Origin of the sequence: Virgibacillus phasianinus (assembly GCF_002216775.1) — a bacterium.
Lineage (GTDB): Bacteria > Bacillota > Bacilli > Bacillales > Amphibacillaceae > Virgibacillus_F > Virgibacillus_F phasianinus.
Genome location: NZ_CP022315.1, coordinates 3,389,919 through 3,410,851, shown reverse-complemented (window position 1 = coordinate 3,410,851; position 20,933 = coordinate 3,389,919). Strand labels below are relative to the sequence as shown.

Annotated in this window: 19 protein-coding genes; 11 read left to right on the top strand and 8 right to left on the bottom strand. The window is 38.0% G+C overall.

What is annotated here, in order from left to right; genetic code table 11:
- Positions 1-20 precede the first annotated feature (20 nt).
- The 4 genes from CFK37_RS16480 to def form a co-directional block, all read right to left on the bottom strand.
- Complete coding sequence (locus CFK37_RS16480; protein ID WP_245837237.1) at positions 21-1,721, bottom strand: IS1182 family transposase; 1,701 nt, start codon at positions 1,719-1,721, stop codon at positions 21-23.
- A 163-nt stretch (positions 1,722-1,884) separates the two neighbouring features.
- The gene (rnjA, locus tag CFK37_RS16475; protein ID WP_089062897.1) at positions 1,885-3,552 is read right to left on the bottom strand and encodes a ribonuclease J1; all 1,668 of its coding nucleotides are present in this window, start codon (positions 3,550-3,552) and stop codon (positions 1,885-1,887) included.
- Between the two features lie 3 nt (positions 3,553-3,555).
- Complete coding sequence (locus CFK37_RS16470; protein ID WP_089062896.1) at positions 3,556-3,765, bottom strand: DNA-dependent RNA polymerase subunit epsilon; 210 nt, start codon at positions 3,763-3,765, stop codon at positions 3,556-3,558.
- Between the two features lie 742 nt (positions 3,766-4,507).
- The gene (def, locus tag CFK37_RS16465) at positions 4,508-5,059 is read right to left on the bottom strand and encodes a peptide deformylase (protein ID WP_089062895.1); all 552 of its coding nucleotides are present in this window, start codon (positions 5,057-5,059) and stop codon (positions 4,508-4,510) included.
- A 179-nt stretch (positions 5,060-5,238) separates the two neighbouring features.
- Here def and CFK37_RS16460 point away from each other — a divergent pair, with 179 nt between their 5' ends.
- From CFK37_RS16460 to lpdA, 5 genes are all read left to right on the top strand, one after another.
- Positions 5,239-5,916, top strand: coding sequence for a YkyA family protein (locus CFK37_RS16460; RefSeq protein ID WP_089062894.1), 678 nt, complete (start codon positions 5,239-5,241; stop codon positions 5,914-5,916).
- A 386-nt stretch (positions 5,917-6,302) separates the two neighbouring features.
- Positions 6,303-7,385 (top strand): pyruvate dehydrogenase (acetyl-transferring) E1 component subunit alpha, encoded by a 1,083-nt coding sequence (gene pdhA, locus CFK37_RS16455; protein ID WP_089062893.1) that lies wholly within the window; start codon positions 6,303-6,305, stop codon positions 7,383-7,385.
- A gap of 3 nt (positions 7,386-7,388) precedes the next feature.
- Positions 7,389-8,366 (top strand): alpha-ketoacid dehydrogenase subunit beta, encoded by a 978-nt coding sequence (locus CFK37_RS16450; protein WP_089062892.1) that lies wholly within the window; start codon positions 7,389-7,391, stop codon positions 8,364-8,366.
- Positions 8,367-8,390: 24 nt separating this feature from the next.
- Positions 8,391-9,713 (top strand): dihydrolipoamide acetyltransferase family protein, encoded by a 1,323-nt coding sequence (locus tag CFK37_RS16445; protein WP_089062891.1) that lies wholly within the window; start codon positions 8,391-8,393, stop codon positions 9,711-9,713.
- 3 nt (positions 9,714-9,716) lie between these two features.
- Positions 9,717-11,126, top strand: a complete 1,410-nt coding sequence (gene lpdA / locus CFK37_RS16440) for a dihydrolipoyl dehydrogenase (protein ID WP_089062890.1) — start codon at positions 9,717-9,719, stop codon at positions 11,124-11,126.
- A gap of 113 nt (positions 11,127-11,239) precedes the next feature.
- On the opposite strand, the gene CFK37_RS16435 is transcribed toward lpdA, so the two are convergent.
- The gene (locus tag CFK37_RS16435; protein ID WP_089062889.1) at positions 11,240-12,745 is read right to left on the bottom strand and encodes a glycine betaine uptake BCCT transporter; all 1,506 of its coding nucleotides are present in this window, start codon (positions 12,743-12,745) and stop codon (positions 11,240-11,242) included.
- A 290-nt stretch (positions 12,746-13,035) separates the two neighbouring features.
- Here CFK37_RS16435 and CFK37_RS16430 point away from each other — a divergent pair, with 290 nt between their 5' ends.
- A complete protein-coding gene (locus tag CFK37_RS16430) occupies positions 13,036-13,893 on the top strand; it encodes a polysaccharide deacetylase family protein (RefSeq protein ID WP_245837236.1) in 858 nt (285 codons plus the stop codon).
- Positions 13,894-14,071: 178 nt separating this feature from the next.
- Complete coding sequence (locus tag CFK37_RS16425) at positions 14,072-14,170, top strand: GapA-binding peptide SR1P (protein ID WP_089062888.1); 99 nt, start codon at positions 14,072-14,074, stop codon at positions 14,168-14,170.
- A gap of 150 nt (positions 14,171-14,320) precedes the next feature.
- Here CFK37_RS16425 and CFK37_RS16420 read toward each other — a convergent pair whose 3' ends face one another.
- Positions 14,321-15,793, bottom strand: coding sequence for an aminotransferase class I/II-fold pyridoxal phosphate-dependent enzyme (locus CFK37_RS16420; protein ID WP_089062887.1), 1,473 nt, complete (start codon positions 15,791-15,793; stop codon positions 14,321-14,323).
- Positions 15,794-15,950: 157 nt separating this feature from the next.
- On the opposite strand from CFK37_RS16420, the gene CFK37_RS16415 reads away from it, so the two are divergent.
- Positions 15,951-16,907, top strand: coding sequence for an NAD(P)H-dependent flavin oxidoreductase (locus CFK37_RS16415; protein WP_089063693.1), 957 nt, complete (start codon positions 15,951-15,953; stop codon positions 16,905-16,907).
- A gap of 11 nt (positions 16,908-16,918) precedes the next feature.
- Positions 16,919-17,167, top strand: coding sequence for a UPF0223 family protein (locus CFK37_RS16410; protein ID WP_089062886.1), 249 nt, complete (start codon positions 16,919-16,921; stop codon positions 17,165-17,167).
- Between the two features lie 50 nt (positions 17,168-17,217).
- Here CFK37_RS16410 and CFK37_RS16405 read toward each other — a convergent pair whose 3' ends face one another.
- Entirely contained in the window at positions 17,218-17,844 is a 627-nt protein-coding gene (locus tag CFK37_RS16405; RefSeq protein ID WP_089062885.1) for a YktB family protein, read from the bottom strand.
- 200 nt (positions 17,845-18,044) lie between these two features.
- Here CFK37_RS16405 and CFK37_RS16400 point away from each other — a divergent pair, with 200 nt between their 5' ends.
- Positions 18,045-18,236, top strand: coding sequence for a hypothetical protein (locus CFK37_RS16400; RefSeq protein WP_089062884.1), 192 nt, complete (start codon positions 18,045-18,047; stop codon positions 18,234-18,236).
- Between the two features lie 99 nt (positions 18,237-18,335).
- Positions 18,336-19,160 carry an inositol monophosphatase family protein gene (locus CFK37_RS16395; protein WP_089062883.1) on the top strand — a complete coding sequence of 275 codons (825 nt, stop codon included), beginning with the start codon at positions 18,336-18,338 and terminating at the stop codon, positions 19,158-19,160.
- On the opposite strand, the gene CFK37_RS16390 is transcribed toward CFK37_RS16395, so the two are convergent.
- Positions 19,114-20,820 carry an IS1182 family transposase gene (locus tag CFK37_RS16390; RefSeq protein WP_245837235.1) on the bottom strand — a complete coding sequence of 569 codons (1,707 nt, stop codon included), beginning with the start codon at positions 20,818-20,820 and terminating at the stop codon, positions 19,114-19,116. The two genes, CFK37_RS16395 and CFK37_RS16390, sit on opposite strands and share 47 nt — an antisense overlap.
- Positions 20,821-20,933 lie beyond the last annotated feature (113 nt).

Here is a 20,933-nt window from a genome sequence, read left to right as displayed (position 1 = left end):
CAAAAGACTATCGCAAAGTTTCATACGTTTGATCCTAAAAAAGAGGCTGGGACATAACTAGCCAAAAATAACTTAAAAATGGTTCTGATCATCGGTTTTTGATGATCAGAACCATTTTTCGTTGGATTGTCTTGATTATCTAGTGGTTGTTTTGTCTTCATGGCGGTGTACTTCCTCAAGTTTACCGCCATGAATGCAAATCCTATTTCACTTTCTACTTTCTCTTTACCTCGTACAGACATACGAGTGAAGCACAAATTAGCCTTCAGAAATCCAAAGACTGGCTCCACATCGATTTTACGATTGCCGTAAATTTCACCAGTTTTCTCTTCCGAAAGCAGTTGCTTAATGTATTCTTTTTGTTGTTCCCATTTTTCGTTGTAATAAATTCTTCGATTATTTCCTTCCTTCGCTTTGGTGCATTGGGAACGCAATGGACAACCTGAACAGTCCTCAGACTCATAAACTTTAAACGATCGTGTTAGTCCGTATTTATCTGTTCGATTGGACATGTGGCTGAACATTAATTGTTTTCCATTTGGACAGGTAAACGTATCGTCTTCATTATTATATTCCCAATTGGCTGTATGGAAAGCGTTATTCTTATGCTTCTTTTTCTTCTCTTTTCGATACTGGTTATAGGTAATCAGCGGTGTGCGTTTTCGATTCTCGATGACATCTTCGTAGTTTTGTTCACTACCATATCCTGCGTCAGCCACGATGTGCTTTGGCAGCTTAAAGTAATTATTTTCTATGTTATCCAGAAATGGAATGAAGGTGCGAGTATCTGTCGGATTTGGGAATACATCATAAGCGAGCACATATTGTCCTTCGGTTGCAGCCTGCACATTATACCCAGCTTTCAGCTGGCCGTTCTTCATATAATCATCTTTCATTCGCATAAAAGTGGCATCATGATCCGTCTTCGAATAACTATTGCGTTCTCCGAAGATCTCCATGTCTTTTTGGTATTTCTGTTTTCGCGCCAAATAATCCTTGAATTGTTTGCGGTATTGTTTCGGTGCTTTACGGTCAGACCGTAGTTTTTTACGTGCGCTTACGTCTTCACTCGCTTCTATTTTCTTGTCATACGCTTCTACCTTGCCATCCAGCTGCTCCACTACTTTTTCGAGTTCTTTCGTGGACAGTTCCTCCAGGCTTTCCCGTTCGATTTCCGGAAGAATTTCTTTCTCCAATAATTCATCATACATTTGGTTGGATTTTTCCACCAAATTAGCACTGTACCTTTCAACCGATTTCCGCCATACAAACGTAAATTTATTGGCATTCGCTTCAATCTTGGTTCCATCAATAAAAATCGCTTCTTCATCAATTTGTTTTTCTTCCACTAGCTGACAACGGAATTGCACAAAACATTGACGCAGTAGTTCTTTCACCTCTGGATGCACACGAAAACGATTGATTGTACGATAACTTGGTTCATAACCTTGCGCTAACCACATCATACGCACACTATCTTTAAGTAACCCTTCCATTTTTCTTCCAGAAAAAACCGACTGCGTGTAGGCACATAAGATAATTTTCATCATCATTTGTGGGTGATAGGCTGGACATCCAGTTTCACGGGAAAAGGCAGCGAATGCTTCCTCCGGAATCTGTGTTACAACATCATTTACTGCATAGGCAATATCATTTTTGTCCAATTTTATTTCTAAATCTAAAGGCAACACCACTTGATTTATGTTATAATTTTTAAACATAAGAATCCCTCCGATAATTATTGTGTGGTTACTTTAATTCTATCAAAGGGGATTCTTTTTGTTTAGTAAAAATAAACGATTATATAAAAAAAGCGTGGTATGTCACCTGAACGGTGAGTGCCACGCTTTTTTATTTACTGGGTTTTGTCCCAGCCTCTTTTGTTTATACTTCCATAATGATTGGTAATACCATTGGTCTGCGTTTTGTTTTGTCAAATAAGAATGGTGCAATAGTATCCGTAATTTCATTTTTAATTTCGGACCACTGTGTAGTTCTTCTTTCCATTACTTTGTTTAAGTGAGCAGATACAAGCTTTTGTGCCTCATTGATAAGGTCCTCCGATTCGCGCATATACACAAATCCACGGGAAATGATATCTGGACCAGCAGAAATTTTAAATTCCTTCATATCAATACTTACGACCACAATCACTAAACCTTCCTCGGACAGAATACGTCTGTCACGCAGGACGATGTTACCGATATCTCCAATACCACTTCCATCGACATAAACGGATCCGGAAGGAATTTTACCTGCGACCATCGCATTATCCTTGCCTAGTGCCAATACATCACCAATATCCATGATAAAACAGTTTTCCGGTTGAACATCACAAGCTTCTGCAAGTTTAGTATGCTCTTTCAACATCCGGTATTCACCGTGAATTGGCATAAAATACTTTGGTCTGATTAACCGAAGCATTAATTTCTGTTCTTCTTGGCTGCCGTGTCCTGATGTATGAATATTACTTAATGGACCATGGATAACATCAGATCCAGCACGATATAATTTGTTGATAATACGGCTGACGCTCACATTATTACCCGGTATCGGCGATGAAGAGAACACTACAGTATCTCCAGGGATAGTCTGAATTTGCCTGTGCGTTCCATTTGCGATACGTGATAATGCTGCCATTGGCTCACCCTGTGAACCTGTACACAGGATCACCACTTCATTTGCGGGAAGTCGGTTTATTTGATGGGCGTCAATAAATGTTTCCTTAGGTGCATTAATATAGCCTAAATCCTGTCCAATCGAAATGGAAGATTCCATACTGCGGCCAAAAACAGCGACCTTCCGATTATGCTTAACAGCAGCTTCCACAACCTGCTGCAATCGGTAGATATTTGAAGCGAATGTAGCAAAAATTAATCGGCCATCAACGCGTCCAAAAATATCATTAATATTTCCGCCAACTTCTCTTTCAGACATTGTAAATCCAGGAACTTCACTGTTTGTGCTGTCAGAAAGGAGACAAAGTACACCTTCTCGTCCAATTTCCGCCATTTTCGCAATGTTGGCTGGTTCGCCTACCGGGGTGAAATCAAATTTGAAATCCCCGGTGTGTACGATATTTCCCGGTGGTGTTTTAACAACAACGCCGTAGGAATCCGGTATACTATGTGTTGTACGGAAAAACGATACAGATGTTTTGCGAAACTTAATGACATCGTCTTCCTGAATCGGATTTAATTTTGCTCTGCGTAACAAACCATGCTCATCTAACTTATTTCGTATTAGTCCAAGCGCAAGCTTTCCAGCATATATCGGTATATTAATTTCCCTTAATAAATAAGGAATTCCACCAATATGGTCCTCATGTCCATGGGTTACAAATAACCCCTTAATTTTGTCCTGATTTTGTATTAAATAGGTATAGTCCGGGATTACATAATCAATTCCCAATAATTCATCCTCCGGAAATTTAATTCCAGCATCAATTAAAATAATCTCATCCTGAAATTGGACTGCGTATGTGTTTTTACCAATTTCCCCTAATCCACCCAATGAAAATACTGCTGTTTGATCATTCTTTACAAATTTCATAGGTTATACGTTCTCCAATGTAAAGTTTTCGGATTTCTTTTCATACGCTAAGTGTGCATCGTCTAATTGTTGGATGAATTCAATATTGTAGTTACGATCCACTAATTTATCTCTTACTGCCCGTTCAGATTCTGCCTCAATATAAAGGCCCTTTGTTCGTTCGCGTACAGGAATTTCACTTTTTAATTCCTGGTAATATACTTTGTAAATCATTTCATCTCTCCTATTCGAATTCTTTGTTTTTTGGGATAAGAATTATCGGACTGTGCAGTACAATGATTCTTATGCATGGATTATTTTTAACATTATTTAATAAGCTGACGATGGATAGACAGCTGTCACTACTGAAAACAAAGGAAAGAAAGGGAAGGAAACCTGGATCAACAACAAAATCCGGTTTCTAGTCATTTTCTGTTCAAGACCAGCCAACAAGGTTATTGTCCAAGTGTTTCCGCTTTTTCTTTGTTTCATCATATATTAGAAAAAAATCATTTGCAAAATAGAAAAATAAAATTAAGCATGTGATTCCTTTCTGTTTTTAATCCGCTCGTCAACCATAATAAGTTCAAAACTGTCCGTAGCAACTATCTAATGTGATTGGCTTTATTTATGGTAGTCTTTCTTATAAGTTGTTGGTACTCGTCCACGGCCTAAAAAATCCTTCCAGCGTTTCTTCAGTTTCTCTTTTAGGCGTTTTAACATGATTTGATGCATCTCCTTTCTTATCTTAAGAAAGCAACATAAACGTTCTACCGATCCAATCCCTCTTATCTATAGTATAATACTGTTTGACCAATATTGAAATAATAAAACACGATTTATATAAAAAACATTTTTTGCTGAAGGATTTCAGGCGATATATCTGTTCCCCTATTTTTCACTCAGAAAAAGAATCTTATTCAGTATGCGGATAAAAAACTACCCCGACTAGAAGATAATCGGGGCGGGTTTGATTTTAATCTATTGCCTTTGAATTTTCCGGGGCGAAAAATGGATTATCCTTATTTATATGATCATAAAACATAACACCATTTAAATGGTCAATCTCATGCTGGAAAACAATAGCGGAGTAATCCCGAAGCCTCAACTTAATTTCAGTTCCATTCAGATCGGTGGCTTTCAAAGTGATGCGTGCGTATCTTGGAACGTATCCTTCTACACTTCTATCAACTGAAAGACATCCCTCGCCACTATTCAAATATGCTTTTTCAATGGAATGACTGACAATTCTTGGGTTAAATAAACCGTAACTGTACAGTTTTCCGTGTTGATCTTCGAAATGAATAGCAATCATTCGTTTTGAAAGACCTAACTGTGGTGCTGCAAGCCCCACACCTGCGCGCAGTTTGTACACCCGGGCAATTTCGTCGTCTTGACTATTTTTAAGAAATGCTAACATATCTTCTAGAAGTTCTTTATCTTCATTACTTGGAGGAATAGAAACATCCTTTGCGACTTCACGTAAAGCAGGATGACCTTCCCGTACGATATCATTCATTGTTAACACGATGCATTCACTCCTAATTAGTACATAATTTCCTATTCTAACATAAATAATACCAATTATTGATTAATATGATATTGTTATGAATATATATTTTGGGGTTCATATATATGTTATACTGATTAATAATCAATAGAATCATACATAGTTTAACCGTTTTAGGCGAAGGAGGAAGTGGTGAATTGTATAGAGGAATAGCAATCATTTTATTAATCAGCATAATCACCTTGTTATCAGCATGCAGCGGAGCATCGACATCCGAGAAAATTTATGATCATCTGGAAAAAGCGGTAACAGCAGAAAAAGCATTTGAAAAACAACAAGATGACATTGTTAAACTTGAGAAAGAGGAACAGAAGCTTTATAGTCAAATTATTGATTTAAGCATGGATGAATTTGATAAAATAAAATCAATTGCCGTGGAGGCGATTGGTGTCATCGACAAACGAAAAGAAAAAATTGCATTGGAAAAAGAAAGTATTGAAGGCTCCAAAGAAGAATTTGAAAAAGTAAAGGAACTTATTGGAGAACTTGAGAAGGAAAAGGCTAAAAATAAAGCAAATAAAATGTATGACGTGATGATGAACAGGTATGATGCGTATTATACACTGAATGATGCTTATGCCAAATCACTAAAGCTGGAAAAAGAATTATATACAATGCTTCAAAAAGAGGATCTGAAACAGGAAACATTGACTGAACATATAAAGAAAATAAATGAAAGTTATAAGAATGTGCTGGCAGCAAATAAGAATTTCAATGCTTATACAGAAAAATATAATAAGCTCAAAAAAGAATTTTATAAAGCAGCAAAAATAGAAGTGACATATGAAAAGAAAGCGAAAAAGAAAAATGAATAGGGAATAACGATAGGGCTGAACCTAAACGGGGGTTTGGCTCTTTTTTTGTTCCACTTAAACTAGTACAGTTTATCTGTAGATATATAACAGATCAAGGTGGGTTTGGGTGAATTGGCGAAAGCGTTTGAAAAAATATGTAGAAATTTAAAGCAAAGTGATTGACCAAGTCGATATAAATGAGCTAAACTTTATTTGTATTATAATTGTACCAATTAATTTTGTGATGATTATGTAACAGTTTTTTGAAAATCCCATTGAACAAGATTAACGATAGTTATGGTAGGGAATATAAGAATAGGAGCAAAAAGGTACAGATTTTTTTATGTATTGGGAAGGCTAGATAAGACTAACTAAAAGGATAGAAGGAAAGGAAGAGGTGAACTATTTTGAAACACGTACTTGAAAGTGTTGAAAGTCAGTTCGAAACGTTCCAGATTCTGGATGAAAATGGAAAAATAGTTAATAAGGATAATATGCCTGATCTTTCTGACGATGATTTGAAAGAATTAATGCGCAGAATGGTTTATACCCGTATGCTGGATCAGCGTTCTATTGCTTTAAATAGACAGGGGCGTTTGGGTTTTTATGCACCAACAGCAGGGCAGGAGGCTTCACAATTAGGGAGTCAGTTTGCTTTAGAAAAAGAAGATTATATTTTACCTGGATATCGTGATGTTCCACAACTTATTTGGCAGGGTCTTCCACTATATCAGGCATTTTTATTCTCTAGAGGTCACTTTCATGGAAATCAATTTCCTGAAGACGTTCATGCATTGAGTCCACAGATTATTATTGGTGCACAATACACGCAAGCCGCTGGTGTAGCACTTGGACTTAAAAAACGCGGTAAGAAAAATGTAGCAATCACTTATACAGGTGATGGCGGCACATCTCAAGGTGATTTTTATGAGGGAATCAACTTTGCAGGTGCATACCAGGCTCCAGCAATATTCTTTGTGCAAAATAACTATTTTGCTATTTCTGTTCCAGTAGAAGAACAAACTGCAGCTAAAACACTCGCACAAAAATCTGTCGCAGCTGGTATTGAAGGAATTCAGGTTGACGGAATGGACGTGCTAGCTGTATATGCGGTAACAAAAGATGCCAGAGAACGCGCTATTAAAGGTGAAGGACCAACATTAATTGAAACTCTAACGTATCGTTATGGGCCACATACAATGGCTGGGGATGATCCAACGCGTTACCGTACGGATGATCTTGATAATGAGTGGGAGAAAAAAGATCCATTAGTACGATTTCGTAAATATTTAGAAGGAAAGAAATTATGGTCTGAAGAAGAGGAAAACAAAGTAATTGAAGAAGCAAAAGATGATATTAAAAAAGCAATTAAAAAAGCTGATGAATATCCAAAACAAAAAGTAACAGACCTAATTGGAAATATGTATGAGGAACTTCCTAATCACTTACAAGAGCAAATGGAAGAATACAAAGAGAAGGAGTCGAAGTAAATCATGGCACAAATGACAATGATCCAAGCAATCACAGATGCAATGCGCACTGAGTTGAAAAACGACGATAATGTGCTTGTATTTGGTGAAGACGTAGGACAAAATGGTGGAGTATTCCGTGCTACTGAAGGTTTACAAGATGAATTCGGTGTCGACCGTGTCTTTGACACCCCGCTAGCTGAGTCAGGTATCGGTGGTTTATCAATCGGTCTCGCATTGCAAGGCTATCGTCCAGTACCGGAAATTCAATTCTTTGGCTTCGTATATGAAGCAATGGACTCAATAAGTGGGCAAATGGCCCGTATGCGCTATCGTTCAGGTGGATCTAAATCAGCGCCAATTACAATTCGTTCACCATTTGGCGGCGGTGTGCATACACCGGAACTTCATGCTGACTCTTTAGAAGGATTGATTGCTCAACAACCAGGTATTAAAGTTGTGATTCCTGCAACACCACATGACGCGAAAGGACTTCTAATTGCAGCAATCCGTGATAACGATCCTGTTCTGTTTTTGGAACACATGAAACTTTATCGTTCATTCCGCGGTGAGGTTCCAGAAGAAGAATATACTGTAGACCTTGGTAAAGCCGATGTGAAACGTGAAGGTAAGGATGTAACGTTAATTTCATATGGGGCAATGGTACACGCTTCCTTGAAAGCAGCTGAGGAACTTGAGAAAAATGATATTGATGCAGAAGTGATTGATTTACGTACAGTATCCCCAATTGATATTGATACTATTGTTGAATCGGTTAAGAAAACAAATCGTGTCGTTTTTGTACAGGAAGCACAACGTCAAGCAGGTGTTGCATCCCATGTTATTTCTGAAATACAAGAGCGTGCAATATTGCATCTGGAAGCACCAATTTTACGTGTGACAGCACCAGACACTGTTTATGCTTTTTCACAAGCTGAAGAGGTATGGTTGCCTAATCATAAAGATATCGTAAATAAGGTTAATGAAGTAATCAACTTTTAATAATATGGACGGGAGGTAGTAATGATGGCATATAATTTCAAAATGCCCGATATTGGTGAAGGTATTCACGAAGGCGAAATCGTTAAATGGTTTGTAAAAGCTGGCGATGAAATAAAAGAGGACGACGTTATTTGCGAAGTCCAAAACGACAAAGCCGTTGTTGAAATTCCTTCTCCAGTAGATGGAACAGTTAAAAAGGTTCATGTTGATGAAGGCACTGTGGCAACAGTTGGTGATACAATCATCACTTTTGACGCGGAAGGCTATGATGACGAGGAAGAGGAAGCAGAAGAGACCGATTCGAAAGAAAAAGAAGAGTCAAAAGAAGAACCAAAAGAGGACAAAAAAGAATCTTCTAAAGAAACTAATGATGATAAGCAAGAAACAACTAAAAAAGAAGCACAGAAATCAACCGATGATTCACGCGTTATTGCAATGCCATCGGTGAGAAAATATGCCCGTGATCATGATGTGGCAATTCAGGAAGTAAGTGGATCTGGTAAGAATGGCCGAATCCTTAAAGAAGACATAGACAGTTATGTTAATGGTGACCAAAAGACTGAAACACAAGAAACAACCGAGGCTGACGGTGAACAAACTGAAGATAAATCTGCAGCTAAGGAAACATCAGCACCAAAAGGTCAATATCCGGAAACTCGCGAGAAGATGAGTGGTATTCGCAAGTCAATTGCTAAGGCAATGGTTAATTCTAAAACAAAAGCACCGCATGTTACGCTTATGGATGAAATAGATGTAACCGAATTGGTTGCACACCGCAAGAAATTTAAGTCTATCGCGGCCGAACAGGATATTAAATTGACATATCTTCCTTATGTGGCAAAGGCTCTAGTTTCTACATTGAAAAAGTATCCTATTCTAGGTGCAGCTGTCGATGATGAGACTGATGAAATTATCTACAAACATTATTACAATGTTGGTATTGCAGCAGATACGGACAAAGGATTACTTGTACCAGTTGTAAAAGATGCTGATCGTAAATCAATTTTCGCTATTTCGCAAGAGGTAAACGAATTGGCAGATAAAGCTCGTAATGGTAAACTTGGATCTGATGAGATGAAGGGTGCAACAAGCACAATCACTAATATTGGTTCTGCTGGCGGACAATGGTTTACACCGGTTCTTAACTATCCAGAGGCAGCAATCTTAGGTATAGGACGTATTGCTGAGAAGCCGGTAGTGCGTGATGGAGAAATTGTTATTGCTCCAGTGCTTGCATTATCATTGAGTTTTGACCACCGAATTGTTGATGGCGCAACAGCTCAATTAGCATTAAATCAAATTAAGCGTTTATTGAACGATCCACAATTAATTATGATGGAGGCGTAAATTATGGTTGTAGGAGATTTCCCAATTGAGATTGATACTCTAGTAGTTGGTGCGGGTCCTGGTGGCTATGTGGCTGCCATCCGCGCTGCACAATTAGGACAAAAGGTAACAATAGTTGAGAAAGGTGACTTAGGCGGTGTTTGTTTAAATGTTGGGTGTATCCCTTCAAAAGCAATGATTCAAGCTGGTCATCTAACCGAGCATGCCCATGGTAACGAGGAACTTGGAATTAAAACAGAAAATGTTTCTGTAGATTTTTCCAAAGTTCAGGAATGGAAGGGAAAAGTTGTTAATAAACTTACTTCCGGTGTAGAGGGATTGCTAAAAGGCAACAAAGTTGACATCGTTAAAGGTGAAGTATTCTTTGTCGATCAAAATTCAGTTAAAGTAATGGATGACAAGAATTCTCAAACATATACATTTAATAATTGTATTATTGCTACAGGATCTACACCAATTGAAATTCCTAGCTTTAAATTCTCTGACCGTGTGCTGGATTCAACGGGTGCACTAAATTTAAAAGAAATTCCTAAAAAAATGGTAGTCATTGGTGGAGGCTATATTGGTACCGAATTAGGTTCTGCATATGCTAATTTTGGTACTGAAATTACAGTGCTGGAAGGCACAAAAGATATTCTCGGTGGATTTGAAAAACAAATGACTCAAGTAGTTAAGAAACGCTTGAAGAAAAAAGATGTAAAGATTATAACCGAGGCAATGGCTAAGGGTGTTGAGGAATCAAAAGATGGTGTTAAAGTAACGTATGAATCGAAAGGCAAAGAAGAAACAATCGAAGCCGACTATGTATTGGTTACTGTTGGCCGTCGTCCTAATACTGACGAGTTAGGTTTAGAACAAGTTGGCATCGATGTTGACGACAAAGGACTTATTAAGATTGATAAACAATGCCGTACCAACAAAGAGAATATTTATGCAATTGGAGATATCGTTGCTGGTATGCCACTGGCACATAAGGCTTCATACGAAGGAAAAGTTGCAGCTGAAGCAATAAGCGGTGAAAAAGCTGAAATTGATTATCTTGGTATGCCTGCGGTTGTATTTTCTGATCCAGAATTGGCAACAGTTGGCTATACGGAAAAAGAAGCAAAAGATGCAGGGTACAAAGCAAAAGCTTCTAAATTCCCATTTGCGGCAAACGGCCGTGCATTATCATTAAATGATAGCGATGGGTTCCTGAAATTAATTACCAGGGAAGAAGATGGTTTGGTAATTGGTGCTCAAATCGCAGGTCCAAATGCCAGTGATATGATTGCTGAAATTGGCTTGGCTATTGAAGCTGGGATGACAGCTGAGGATATCGCGTTGACGATTCATGCGCATCCTAGTCTAGGAGAAATCACAATGGAAGCTGCAGAAGTAGCGCTAGGCACTCCTATTCATATGATGAAATAAGTAATAAAACTAAGGGCTGTGGTAAACCACAGCCCTTAGTTATTGCAAAAAAAGAGTCAGGCGGGGATGACCGCCTAACTCTTTTTTTGCAATTTGATGTGTCCACTTTCCATTTATTTCTTCCGTCTTAAATCGCTATTTTTACCTTCTTCTTTAAATGCTTTGAACATCGAAAATACGACAAGTATCATGATAATTGTAAATGGTAACGCTGCAATGATCGAGGCCGTTTGTAATGCTTGCAGGCCACCTCGCCAGAGTAATACAGCAGCGGCGCCGGATTGAATTAATCCCCATGCCAATTTAACAACGTTTGGCGGATACAAACTACCACCGGTTGTTTGCATTCCTAATACGAAGGTTGCGGAGTCTGCTGATGTAATAAAAAATGTACTAATCAACAGAATAGCAAGAATTGACATTACCGTTCCAAGTGGAAACTCCTGCAATACAGCGAATAATGCTGTTTCTTCACCAAGATCGTTCACATAATGAATAATATTTGTGCCTTCAAACATTTCTAAGTGAATAGCAGATCCACCAAATACAGTAAACCATAATGCACCGAAAATTGTTGGTACTAACAAAACACCAAGAACAAATTCTCTGATTGTTCTACCGCGGGATACGCGGGCAATAAATGTACCTACAAATGGTGCCCAAGCAATCCACCATGCCCAATAGAATAATGTCCAATCTTTAATCCAAGTATCTTCTGTATCAAACGGAGTCATTCTAAAGCTCATGCCTGGAAGGTTTTGTATATAACTGCCAAAGGTATCTGTAAACAGGTTCATAATGAAGCCTGTTGGTCCAATTACAAGCAGGAATGCCATTAATAATAGAGCAAGCACTATATTGGCGTTACTTAAGTACTTAATCCCTTTATTTAAACCAGTCATTGCTGATATTAAATATAAAACGGTAACGATAAGGATTATTATGAATTGCATGGTAATCGTTTGATCCCAGCCAAAAACAAATGATAAACCACCACTGATTTGTATTGCACCAAATCCTAGCGATGTGGCGACACCGAAAACAGTTGCGAATACAACAATAAAGTCAACCAGGGTTCCCCACGGACCTTTCATTTTATCACCAAACAGTGGTTCAAGAATAGCACTTACTAAGCCCGATGATTGTCTTCTGAATTTAAAATATGCTAATGCAAGTGCAATGGTGGCGTAGACTGCCCAAGGGTGTAAGCCCCAGTGGAAAAAACTATATTGTAAAGCAGCTTTTGCTGCTTCAACGGAACCACCTTCCCCGTATGGAGGTGTATGGAAGTGTGAGAGTGGTTCGGCAGCACCCCAGAACACCAAGCCGATCCCCATACCGGCGCTGAATAGCATAGCAAACCAGGTTATGTAGGAATATTCTGGTTTGTCACCAGGTTTACCAAGTTTAATATTCCCGTACTTTGAAAAGATAAGAAATAACGCAAAGAGTAAAAATCCGGTTGCGCTAAGTAGATAAAACCAACCAAATTCACTTACGATAAAGCCTTGTATTTCTGTTGTTACGGCCTGCATATTACTATCTGGCCAAATGCCCCAGATAATGAATAAAACCGAAATAATCACAGAAACCCAAAAAACGCGTGTAACTTTATTCATAGACCTTCTCCCTTTCTAATAGTCAAATGTATTTGTCGAATTATAAAAGCACATTTTAGTATTAAAACATATTAAAATTAATAGTTCAACTAATGTACTTATTATTTCCGATAATGGAAATAAAATTCTTTTATGCCTACTTTTCCTATATTTACTTACCCATTACTGTTTTATTGTAAACTTAATCTTCCACTGTAATGCTAAATTAATTCAGAAAAACTGTAGCAATCATTTGTCGATATTCGATATAATAGTTCATATACATACAAAGTTTACAAGGGGGATCTATTTTGAAAAAAATTGTTATAATTTGTCTGTTATTACTAGTGGCAACTATGAGTGCCTGTTCTGATAACGTAGCACCTGTAGATGGCAATCATAAAGAAAAAAAAGATGAGTCTGAGCAAGGAAAAGAAAAAAATCAAAATAAAAAAAACGAGGAAACTGATAAGGAAAAATCAGAAACGTCTGTAGAAAAACCAACAGAACCAAAATATTCAGTAAATCAAAAGAATTGGTCTATAGAACCTATAAAAGGGGATACAAATGAAAAGGTTGTTTTACTTACAATTGATGATGCACCGGATAAATATGCCGTTGATATGGCAAAAACATTAAAAGAGTTGGACGCGGGAGCTATTTTTTTTGTGAACGGTATTTATTTGGACTCCCAGGAAGGAAAAAAAGCGTTAAAAAAGATTCATGATATGGGATTTTTAATAGGGAATCATACATATAGCCATGCCTATTTACCAGATTTATCGGAGGGGGAACAGAGAAAAGAGATTGAAAAGGTTAGTGAAATGGTTGAACAAGTAATTGGCGAAAAACCAAAATTTTTCCGTGCACCTAATGGAGCGAATACAGACTCTACCAGAAAAATTGCCGATGAACAAGGTATGATCTTGATGAATTGGTCATATGGATATGATTATTTTGAACCTTATATGGATGCAGAGAAACTGACGAAGGCAATGGTTACCGGAAAAGCCCCTGAAATTGATATTCCATACAGTCTTCTTAAGCCAGGAGCAAACCTGCTGATGCACGATAGGGAGTGGACATCTAAAGCCTTATCTGATATCGTTAGAGGCCTTCGTGATAAGGGGTACAAAACGGTGGACCCACATCTAATAAAAACAAAATAAAGAGGCAAGCAGTCACTTATAGGGGAAAGGTGGCTGCTTTTTAATGCACAAATATTTTGGCGTTACAATAGTATGTAATATAAAAGGAATAATGATATACTAATTAGCGCTTGTATTTTGCATTGTGACATATTATAATATGAATACGCTATCATAAAAACGAAGGAGCTGGGCTGAAATGGGAACTATCATTTGCCAAGACTGTCAGCAGGTAATTGAGCATTTTGATGATGAGAAAGTAACAACCCTATATGGCGCTTGTCCTGATTGTAAATAATATAAAAATGAGTGGCATCCTAAGCGGTGCCACTCATTTTTATAGACTGGTTTTCTAAAAGATTGTTGTTTTTGACACAAAATCTATAAACTACGAAGTAACTTTATAGAAGCGTCTTTCGGCTCGTAGAAGCTATCGCCTCCACTTTTCTTATTTAAATGGACGGTGTTCTTTTATAACGTGAATGGTTTGTAATGATTCATCTTCTAGCCCTTGAACAGGCAACCCGTTTGTAACATTTTTATTAATGTAGGCAATATTATCTTCGGTAATAATTTCACCAGGGATAAATATTGGGATTCCGGGTGGATAAACCATAATGGATTCGGCGCTAATCCTTCCGGCAGAATCTGAAAATGGAATGATTTCTGTTTCTGCATAAAAGGCATCCCGTGGCGAAAGTGCCAATAATGGAATTTCCGGTATTGATACCGTTATTTCTTTTGCCTGATCATAATTTACTGTTTCTTTAACAAGTTGTATTAATGCTGTCTGAAGGGTTTTTATTGTTTCCATACTGTCACCAGGAGTAATGATACAAAGAAGATTATATAAGTCGGAAAGTTCCACCTCAACAGCATAATTTTTTCGGAGCCAAACCTCCGCGTCATACCCCGATATTCCAAGATCCTTAACTGATATGATTAATTTAGTTGGATCAAACCCATAGATTGCTTCACTTCCAATGATCTCTTCTCCAACACAATATAGATAAGGTATTTGATTGATTGCATCTCTGGCATGATTCGCCAATTGTATCGCATTTTCTATCAAATCAAATCCATTTGTTGCTAATCTCTTTCGTGCAACATCTAAGGAAGCTAATAACAGATAGGAGGTGGATGTTGTTGTCAGCATTGACATAACTGTCTGTACACGCTCGTGTGACACCAAGTCTCCCTTTAAATTGAGTACGGAGCTTTGTGTTAAGGAACCTCCTAATTTGTGGACACTGGTTGCAGCCATATCAGCTCCAGCCTGCATTGATGAAAGCGGTAATTTGTTATGAAAATGAATATGGACACCGTGGGCTTCGTCGACCAGGACCGGTACATCATAGCTATGCGAAATTTCAACTATTTCCTGTAAATCTGCTACAATCCCAAAATATGTTGGGTTAATTACCAATACTGCTTTTGCATCTGGATGGGCATCTAGTGCATGGCGAACAGCAGAAGGTGTAATTCCGTGCGATATTCCCAGAGTACGATCAAGTTCGGGGTGGATAAAAATGGGCGTTGCACCTGAGAAAATGATGGCGGATGTTACCGATTTGTGCACGTTTCTAGGAACGATTATTTTATCCCCAGGGTTGCATACACTTAATACCATTGTCATGATTGCACCACTTGTGCCTTGCACAGAGAAGAATGTATAATCCGCACCAAAGGCCCTTGCAGCAAGATGTTGAGCATCTCTTATTATGCCGCCTGGGTGATGAAGGTCGTCAAGTGGTTCAATATTTATTAAGTCAATCTTAAATGCGTTTTCACCCATAAAATCACGGAACCTGTCATCAATTGCTTTTCCCTGTTTATGACCCGGAATGTGAAATTGGGTTGGATTTTTATCTATGTGATTTAGTAAACCATCAAATAATGGTGTTTGTGATTGGTCATTCATTGTAAGCACTCCATAAGATGTATTTATTCAAATATCCAACGTAGTATAGCAAATAATTATTTAAAAATCTAGCTTATTAAGTAGCCATAATAATTTAAGTTATGCTAGCATTAAGGAAAATAAATACGAAGTCAGGTTGGTTAGGGAGATGGGAAAAGTGAATTGGAAAACTAGGATTACTGAATTATTAAAGATTGACTATCCAATTGTCCAGGGAGGACTTGCTTATTTAGCGTATGCTGACCTTGCAGCGGCTGTATCGAATGCGGGAGGCCTTGGTCAAATAACTGCGATGAGTTTACCAAATGAATCAAGCTTGCGTGAGGAAATCCGTCGTGTGAGATCGTTAACAAATAAAACGTTTGGTGTTAATTTTGCCATTGGTCAGCATGGACGTCCATTCGAGCATATGGTGCAGGTAGCGATTGATGAACAGGTCCCAGTAATATCGGTTACCGGAGGAAATCCTAAAGGTGTTTTAGAAATGGTAAAAGACTATCCGATTAAAAAGCTTGTATTGGTGGCTGCGAGACGCCAAGCAGAGAAAGCTGAAGAATTAGGTGCTGATGCTGTCATGGTGGTTGGCCAGGAGGGTGGAGGCCATTTAGGTCGTGGGGATATCGGAACTTTTATTCTCACCCCTCAGGTAGTTGAACGTGTATCCATTCCAGTAATAGCCTCCGGTGGAATAGGGGACGGTAAAAGTATGATGGCCGCCTTAGCGTTAGGTGCTGATGGCGTTGAAATGGGTACCAGATTTATTGCTACGAAAGAATGTGTTGACGCCCACCCAACCTATAAACAGGATTTAGTAGATGCGGATGAGAATGCAACTGTCGTTATAAAACGTTCATTGGGTACACCTGCACGCGCGTTAAAGAATTCATGGACAGAACAAATTTTGGAGTTGGAATCAAAACTTGCAGAATTTGAGGAATTAAAACCATTTATTAATGGGGAAGCTAATAAGAAATATATATACGACGGAAATGCTTTAAAAGGATTTGGCTGGGCTGGCCAAATAGCTGCAAGGATTCATGATATACCATCTGTATATGAATTGATTTCAACCATGATTAAGGATGCAGAACGTATTAGAAAAGAATGGGTTTAGGGGGGGACTGCATGGATTACCATTATCCATTGAATGAGCTTTGGTCAAGGCTGGAAATTATTGATGTTGTACATTTTTTTACAACGATCGAAAAATATTATGAACGGTCAGCTGATGATTACGAAATTTTACAGTCATACAAACGGTTCAAAGAAATTGTTCCATCGAAGGGTGAAGAAAAAACCTATTTTAAAGAGTTTGAAATGGCTTCGGGCTATAAAGTGTTTCCAGTGATCAAACAAGCTAGGGAGCAGCAATAAAAACCCGGCATTCGCCTTGTCCTTTAGCGAATGCCGGGTTTTTCGAATACTTATATCGTTTCTCTTATTGACAATTTATAAATTGGTGATAACGTTTCAAAAGTATCTAGAACTTCCTTTAGAAAGGCTTTACCATCTTTAAGCAGCGGATCATCTGCCTTAAAGTGTCTGCCAATCAGAAATTCTGCTTTTTTAACATCGTGAAATCGTTGAAGGGATTTCGATAAATCTAGATCTTCCATAGGTGCAGCGTCCTTCTTTGTATGGTCAAGTGATACCACGTAATGGGCAGGAATAGTATTCTTTATATCATCGGCATGCTCAATAAATGATTGTGCCATTTCCTGTTTATTAGGTAGTTCATAAATGTAAGCCAACCAAACAAATAGATGGTCATCAAACAGCCCGATTTGGAAATGTGGATGCTGTTTGTAGCCGCGTTTATTGTAACAAAATGCCATCCATGTATCCTTAGGGGGATTTACTGTTCTTCTGGCATGCTGTGCAATATGCACATGCATGTCTTGACCGGTGATTGCAGTTAAATCATCGGTTAATGCATCACCAATTTCTTTGAATTTAGGTTGAATGCGTGTTTTAATTGCTGTCATTCTTTCTGCCAATCCATCAATCGTAAATGTTCGGAAGTCATTTTTTATAAATCCTTTAAATGCCATTCGTATTCCCCTTTAAAGTGTAAATTAATTGTAATTATTATTATTAAGCAAAAAGCACACACAGTCAAGAAAGAAACCTGCCACGTAAAGGTTTAATATCGTAAAAATATGGGAATATAAATAGCAATAGTAAAAAATTATTAACCAAAGATCGCCGTCCGACATATATATAAAAAAAGCATCTGAAAGGATGAATCAGCATGAAATATGTTATGGAAGCGTTGCGACGAAAAGAAGCGCAGGAAAAACTTCCCGTTATACGAATGGAAATTGACTACGAACTGGTAACTTTATTTGACGCATTACAAGCTAACGATAAGGTAGAGATAATTAAAGCAAAAGAACGGCTAGAGCAATTGCGAATTCAGCTCTATTCCATTGAAAATGAATAGTTTCCTCCATTAAACTGACCACGATTTAAGTCATTACACTTGGTGGTTAGTTTTTTAATTTGATAAGATAGGCTTTAAATATAATATGGAGGCTTTTAAATGAACGAAAAAATTCGAAGTCAACTGTATCAGGATGCAAAACAATGGATAAAGGAAGCGGGAACCACTATCCGTGAAAAAATTAATGACCCTTTAATTGTTGATACAAAATCAAACCCGAATGATCTTGTGACAACAATGGATAAGGAAACAGAAAAATATTTTGTAAATAAAATTAAGACCAAATATGATGATCATCAATTATTAAGTGAAGAGGGTTTTGGTGATAAGGTTAAATCCTTGGATGGAACAGTTTGGATTATTGACCCGATTGATGGAACGATGAACTTTGTACAACAAAAGCGAAACTTTGCTATTTCCGTTGGAATCTATCACGACGGGGTTGGGGAAATAGGTTTTATATACAATGTAATGGATGATGTGCTTTACAGTGCTATAAAAGGAGAAGGAGCTTATAAAAACGGTGTTAAAATACCACCATTGAAAGAAAAGGTTCCTTTTGAAAAAGCAATGATTAGTCTAAATCATTTTTGGTTATGTGAAAACCGACTTGTTGAAGAAGAAGTTATGCAGGAGCTGGTGAAAACAGTAAGAGGAACACGTACATACGGTTCAGCTGCATTGGAATTTGCCTATGTTGCGGAGGGAATCATGGATGGATATTTGACAATGAGACTTGCACCCTGGGATATTGCCGCGGGGATTGTCATTGTAAATGAGGTTGGCGGTGTCACGACCAATGTTGCCGGCGAGAAAATTAATATGCTCGTCAATAATTCCATTTTAGTTTGCCATCCATCCATTCAAAAGACAATTATTAAAGATTATATAATAAAAGGAAAAAAGAGGCTGGGACATAACTAGCCAAAAATAACTTAAAAATGGTTCTGATCATCGGTTTTTGATGATCAGAACCATTTTTCGTTGGATTGTCTTGATTATCTAGTGGTTGTTTTGTCTTCATGGCGGTGTACTTCCTCAAGTTTACCGCCATGAATGCAAATCCTATTTCACTTTCTACTTTCTCTTTACCTCGTACAGACATACGAGTGAAGCACAAATTAGCCTTCAGAAATCCAAAGACTGGCTCCACATCGATTTTACGATTGCCGTAAATTTCACCAGTTTTCTCTTCCGAAAGCAGTTGCTTAATGTATTCTTTTTGTTGTTCCCATTTTTCGTTGTAATAAATTCTTCGATTATTTCCTTCCTTCGCTTTGGTGCATTGGGAACGCAATGGACAACCTGAACAGTCCTCAGACTCATAAACTTTAAACGATCGTGTTAGTCCGTATTTATCTGTTCGATTGGACATGTGGCTGAACATTAATTGTTTTCCATTTGGACAGGTAAACGTATCGTCTTCATTATTATATTCCCAATTGGCTGTATGGAAAGCGTTATTCTTATGCTTCTTTTTCTTCTCTTTTCGATACTGGTTATAGGTAATCAGCGGTGTGCGTTTTCGATTCTCGATGACATCTTCGTAGTTTTGTTCACTACCATATCCTGCGTCAGCCACGATGTGCTTTGGCAGCTTAAAGTAATTATTTTCTATGTTATCCAGAAATGGAATGAAGGTGCGAGTATCTGTCGGATTTGGGAATACATCATAAGCGAGCACATATTGTCCTTCGGTTGCAGCCTGCACATTATACCCAGCTTTCAGCTGGCCGTTCTTCATATAATCATCTTTCATTCGCATAAAAGTGGCATCATGATCCGTCTTCGAATAACTATTGCGTTCTCCGAAGATCTCCATGTCTTTTTGGTATTTCTGTTTTCGCGCCAAATAATCCTTGAATTGTTTGCGGTATTGTTTCGGTGCTTTACGGTCAGACCGTAGTTTTTTACGTGCGCTTACGTCTTCACTCGCTTCTATTTTCTTGTCATACGCTTCTACCTTGCCATCCAGCTGCTCCACTACTTTTTCGAGTTCTTTCGTGGACAGTTCCTCCAGGCTTTCCCGTTCGATTTCCGGAAGAATTTCTTTCTCCAATAATTCATCATACATTTGGTTGGATTTTTCCACCAAATTAGCACTGTACCTTTCAACCGATTTCCGCCATACAAACGTAAATTTATTGGCATTCGCTTCAATCTTGGTTCCATCAATAAAAATCGCTTCTTCATCAATTTGTTTTTCTTCCACTAGCTGACAACGGAATTGCACAAAACATTGACGCAGTAGTTCTTTCACCTCTGGATGCACACGAAAACGATTGATTGTACGATAACTTGGTTCATAACCTTGCGCTAACCACATCATACGCACACTATCTTTAAGTAACCCTTCCATTTTTCTTCCAGAAAAAACCGACTGCGTGTAGGCACATAAGATAATTTTCATCATCATTTGTGGGTGATAGGCTGGACATCCAGTTTCACGGGAAAAGGCAGCGAATGCTTCCTCCGGAATCTGTGTTACAACATCATTTACTGCATAGGCAATATCATTTTTGTCCAATTTTATTTCTAAATCTAAAGGCAACACCACTTGATTTATGTTATAATTTTTAAACATAAGAATCCCTCCGATAATTATTGTGTGGTTACTTTAATTCTATCAAAGGGGATTCTTTTTGTTTAGTAAAAATAAACGATTATATAAAAAAAGCGTGGTATGTCACCTGAACG

Bases quoted from the DNA above. Each gene is read 5' to 3' on its own strand.
- CFK37_RS16480 (WP_245837237.1), bottom strand. From the start codon at position 1,721: ATGTTTAAAAATTATAACATAAATCAAGTGGTGTTGCCTTTAGATTTA.
- rnjA (WP_089062897.1), bottom strand. From the start codon at position 3,552: ATGAAATTTGTAAAGAATGATCAAACAGCAGTATTTTCATTGGGTGGA.
- CFK37_RS16470 (WP_089062896.1), bottom strand. From the start codon at position 3,765: ATGATTTACAAAGTATATTACCAGGAATTAAAAAGTGAAATTCCTGTA.
- CFK37_RS16450 (WP_089062892.1), top strand. From the start codon at position 7,389: ATGGCACAAATGACAATGATCCAAGCAATCACAGATGCAATGCGCACT.
- CFK37_RS16445 (WP_089062891.1), top strand. From the start codon at position 8,391: ATGGCATATAATTTCAAAATGCCCGATATTGGTGAAGGTATTCACGAA.
- lpdA (WP_089062890.1), top strand. From the start codon at position 9,717: ATGGTTGTAGGAGATTTCCCAATTGAGATTGATACTCTAGTAGTTGGT.
- CFK37_RS16435 (WP_089062889.1), bottom strand. From the start codon at position 12,745: ATGAATAAAGTTACACGCGTTTTTTGGGTTTCTGTGATTATTTCGGTT.
- CFK37_RS16425 (WP_089062888.1), top strand. From the start codon at position 14,072: ATGGGAACTATCATTTGCCAAGACTGTCAGCAGGTAATTGAGCATTTT.
- CFK37_RS16420 (WP_089062887.1), bottom strand. From the start codon at position 15,793: ATGAATGACCAATCACAAACACCATTATTTGATGGTTTACTAAATCAC.
- CFK37_RS16410 (WP_089062886.1), top strand. From the start codon at position 16,919: ATGGATTACCATTATCCATTGAATGAGCTTTGGTCAAGGCTGGAAATT.
- CFK37_RS16405 (WP_089062885.1), bottom strand. From the start codon at position 17,844: ATGGCATTTAAAGGATTTATAAAAAATGACTTCCGAACATTTACGATT.
- CFK37_RS16400 (WP_089062884.1), top strand. From the start codon at position 18,045: ATGAAATATGTTATGGAAGCGTTGCGACGAAAAGAAGCGCAGGAAAAA.
- CFK37_RS16395 (WP_089062883.1), top strand. From the start codon at position 18,336: ATGAACGAAAAAATTCGAAGTCAACTGTATCAGGATGCAAAACAATGG.
- CFK37_RS16390 (WP_245837235.1), bottom strand. From the start codon at position 20,820: ATGTTTAAAAATTATAACATAAATCAAGTGGTGTTGCCTTTAGATTTA.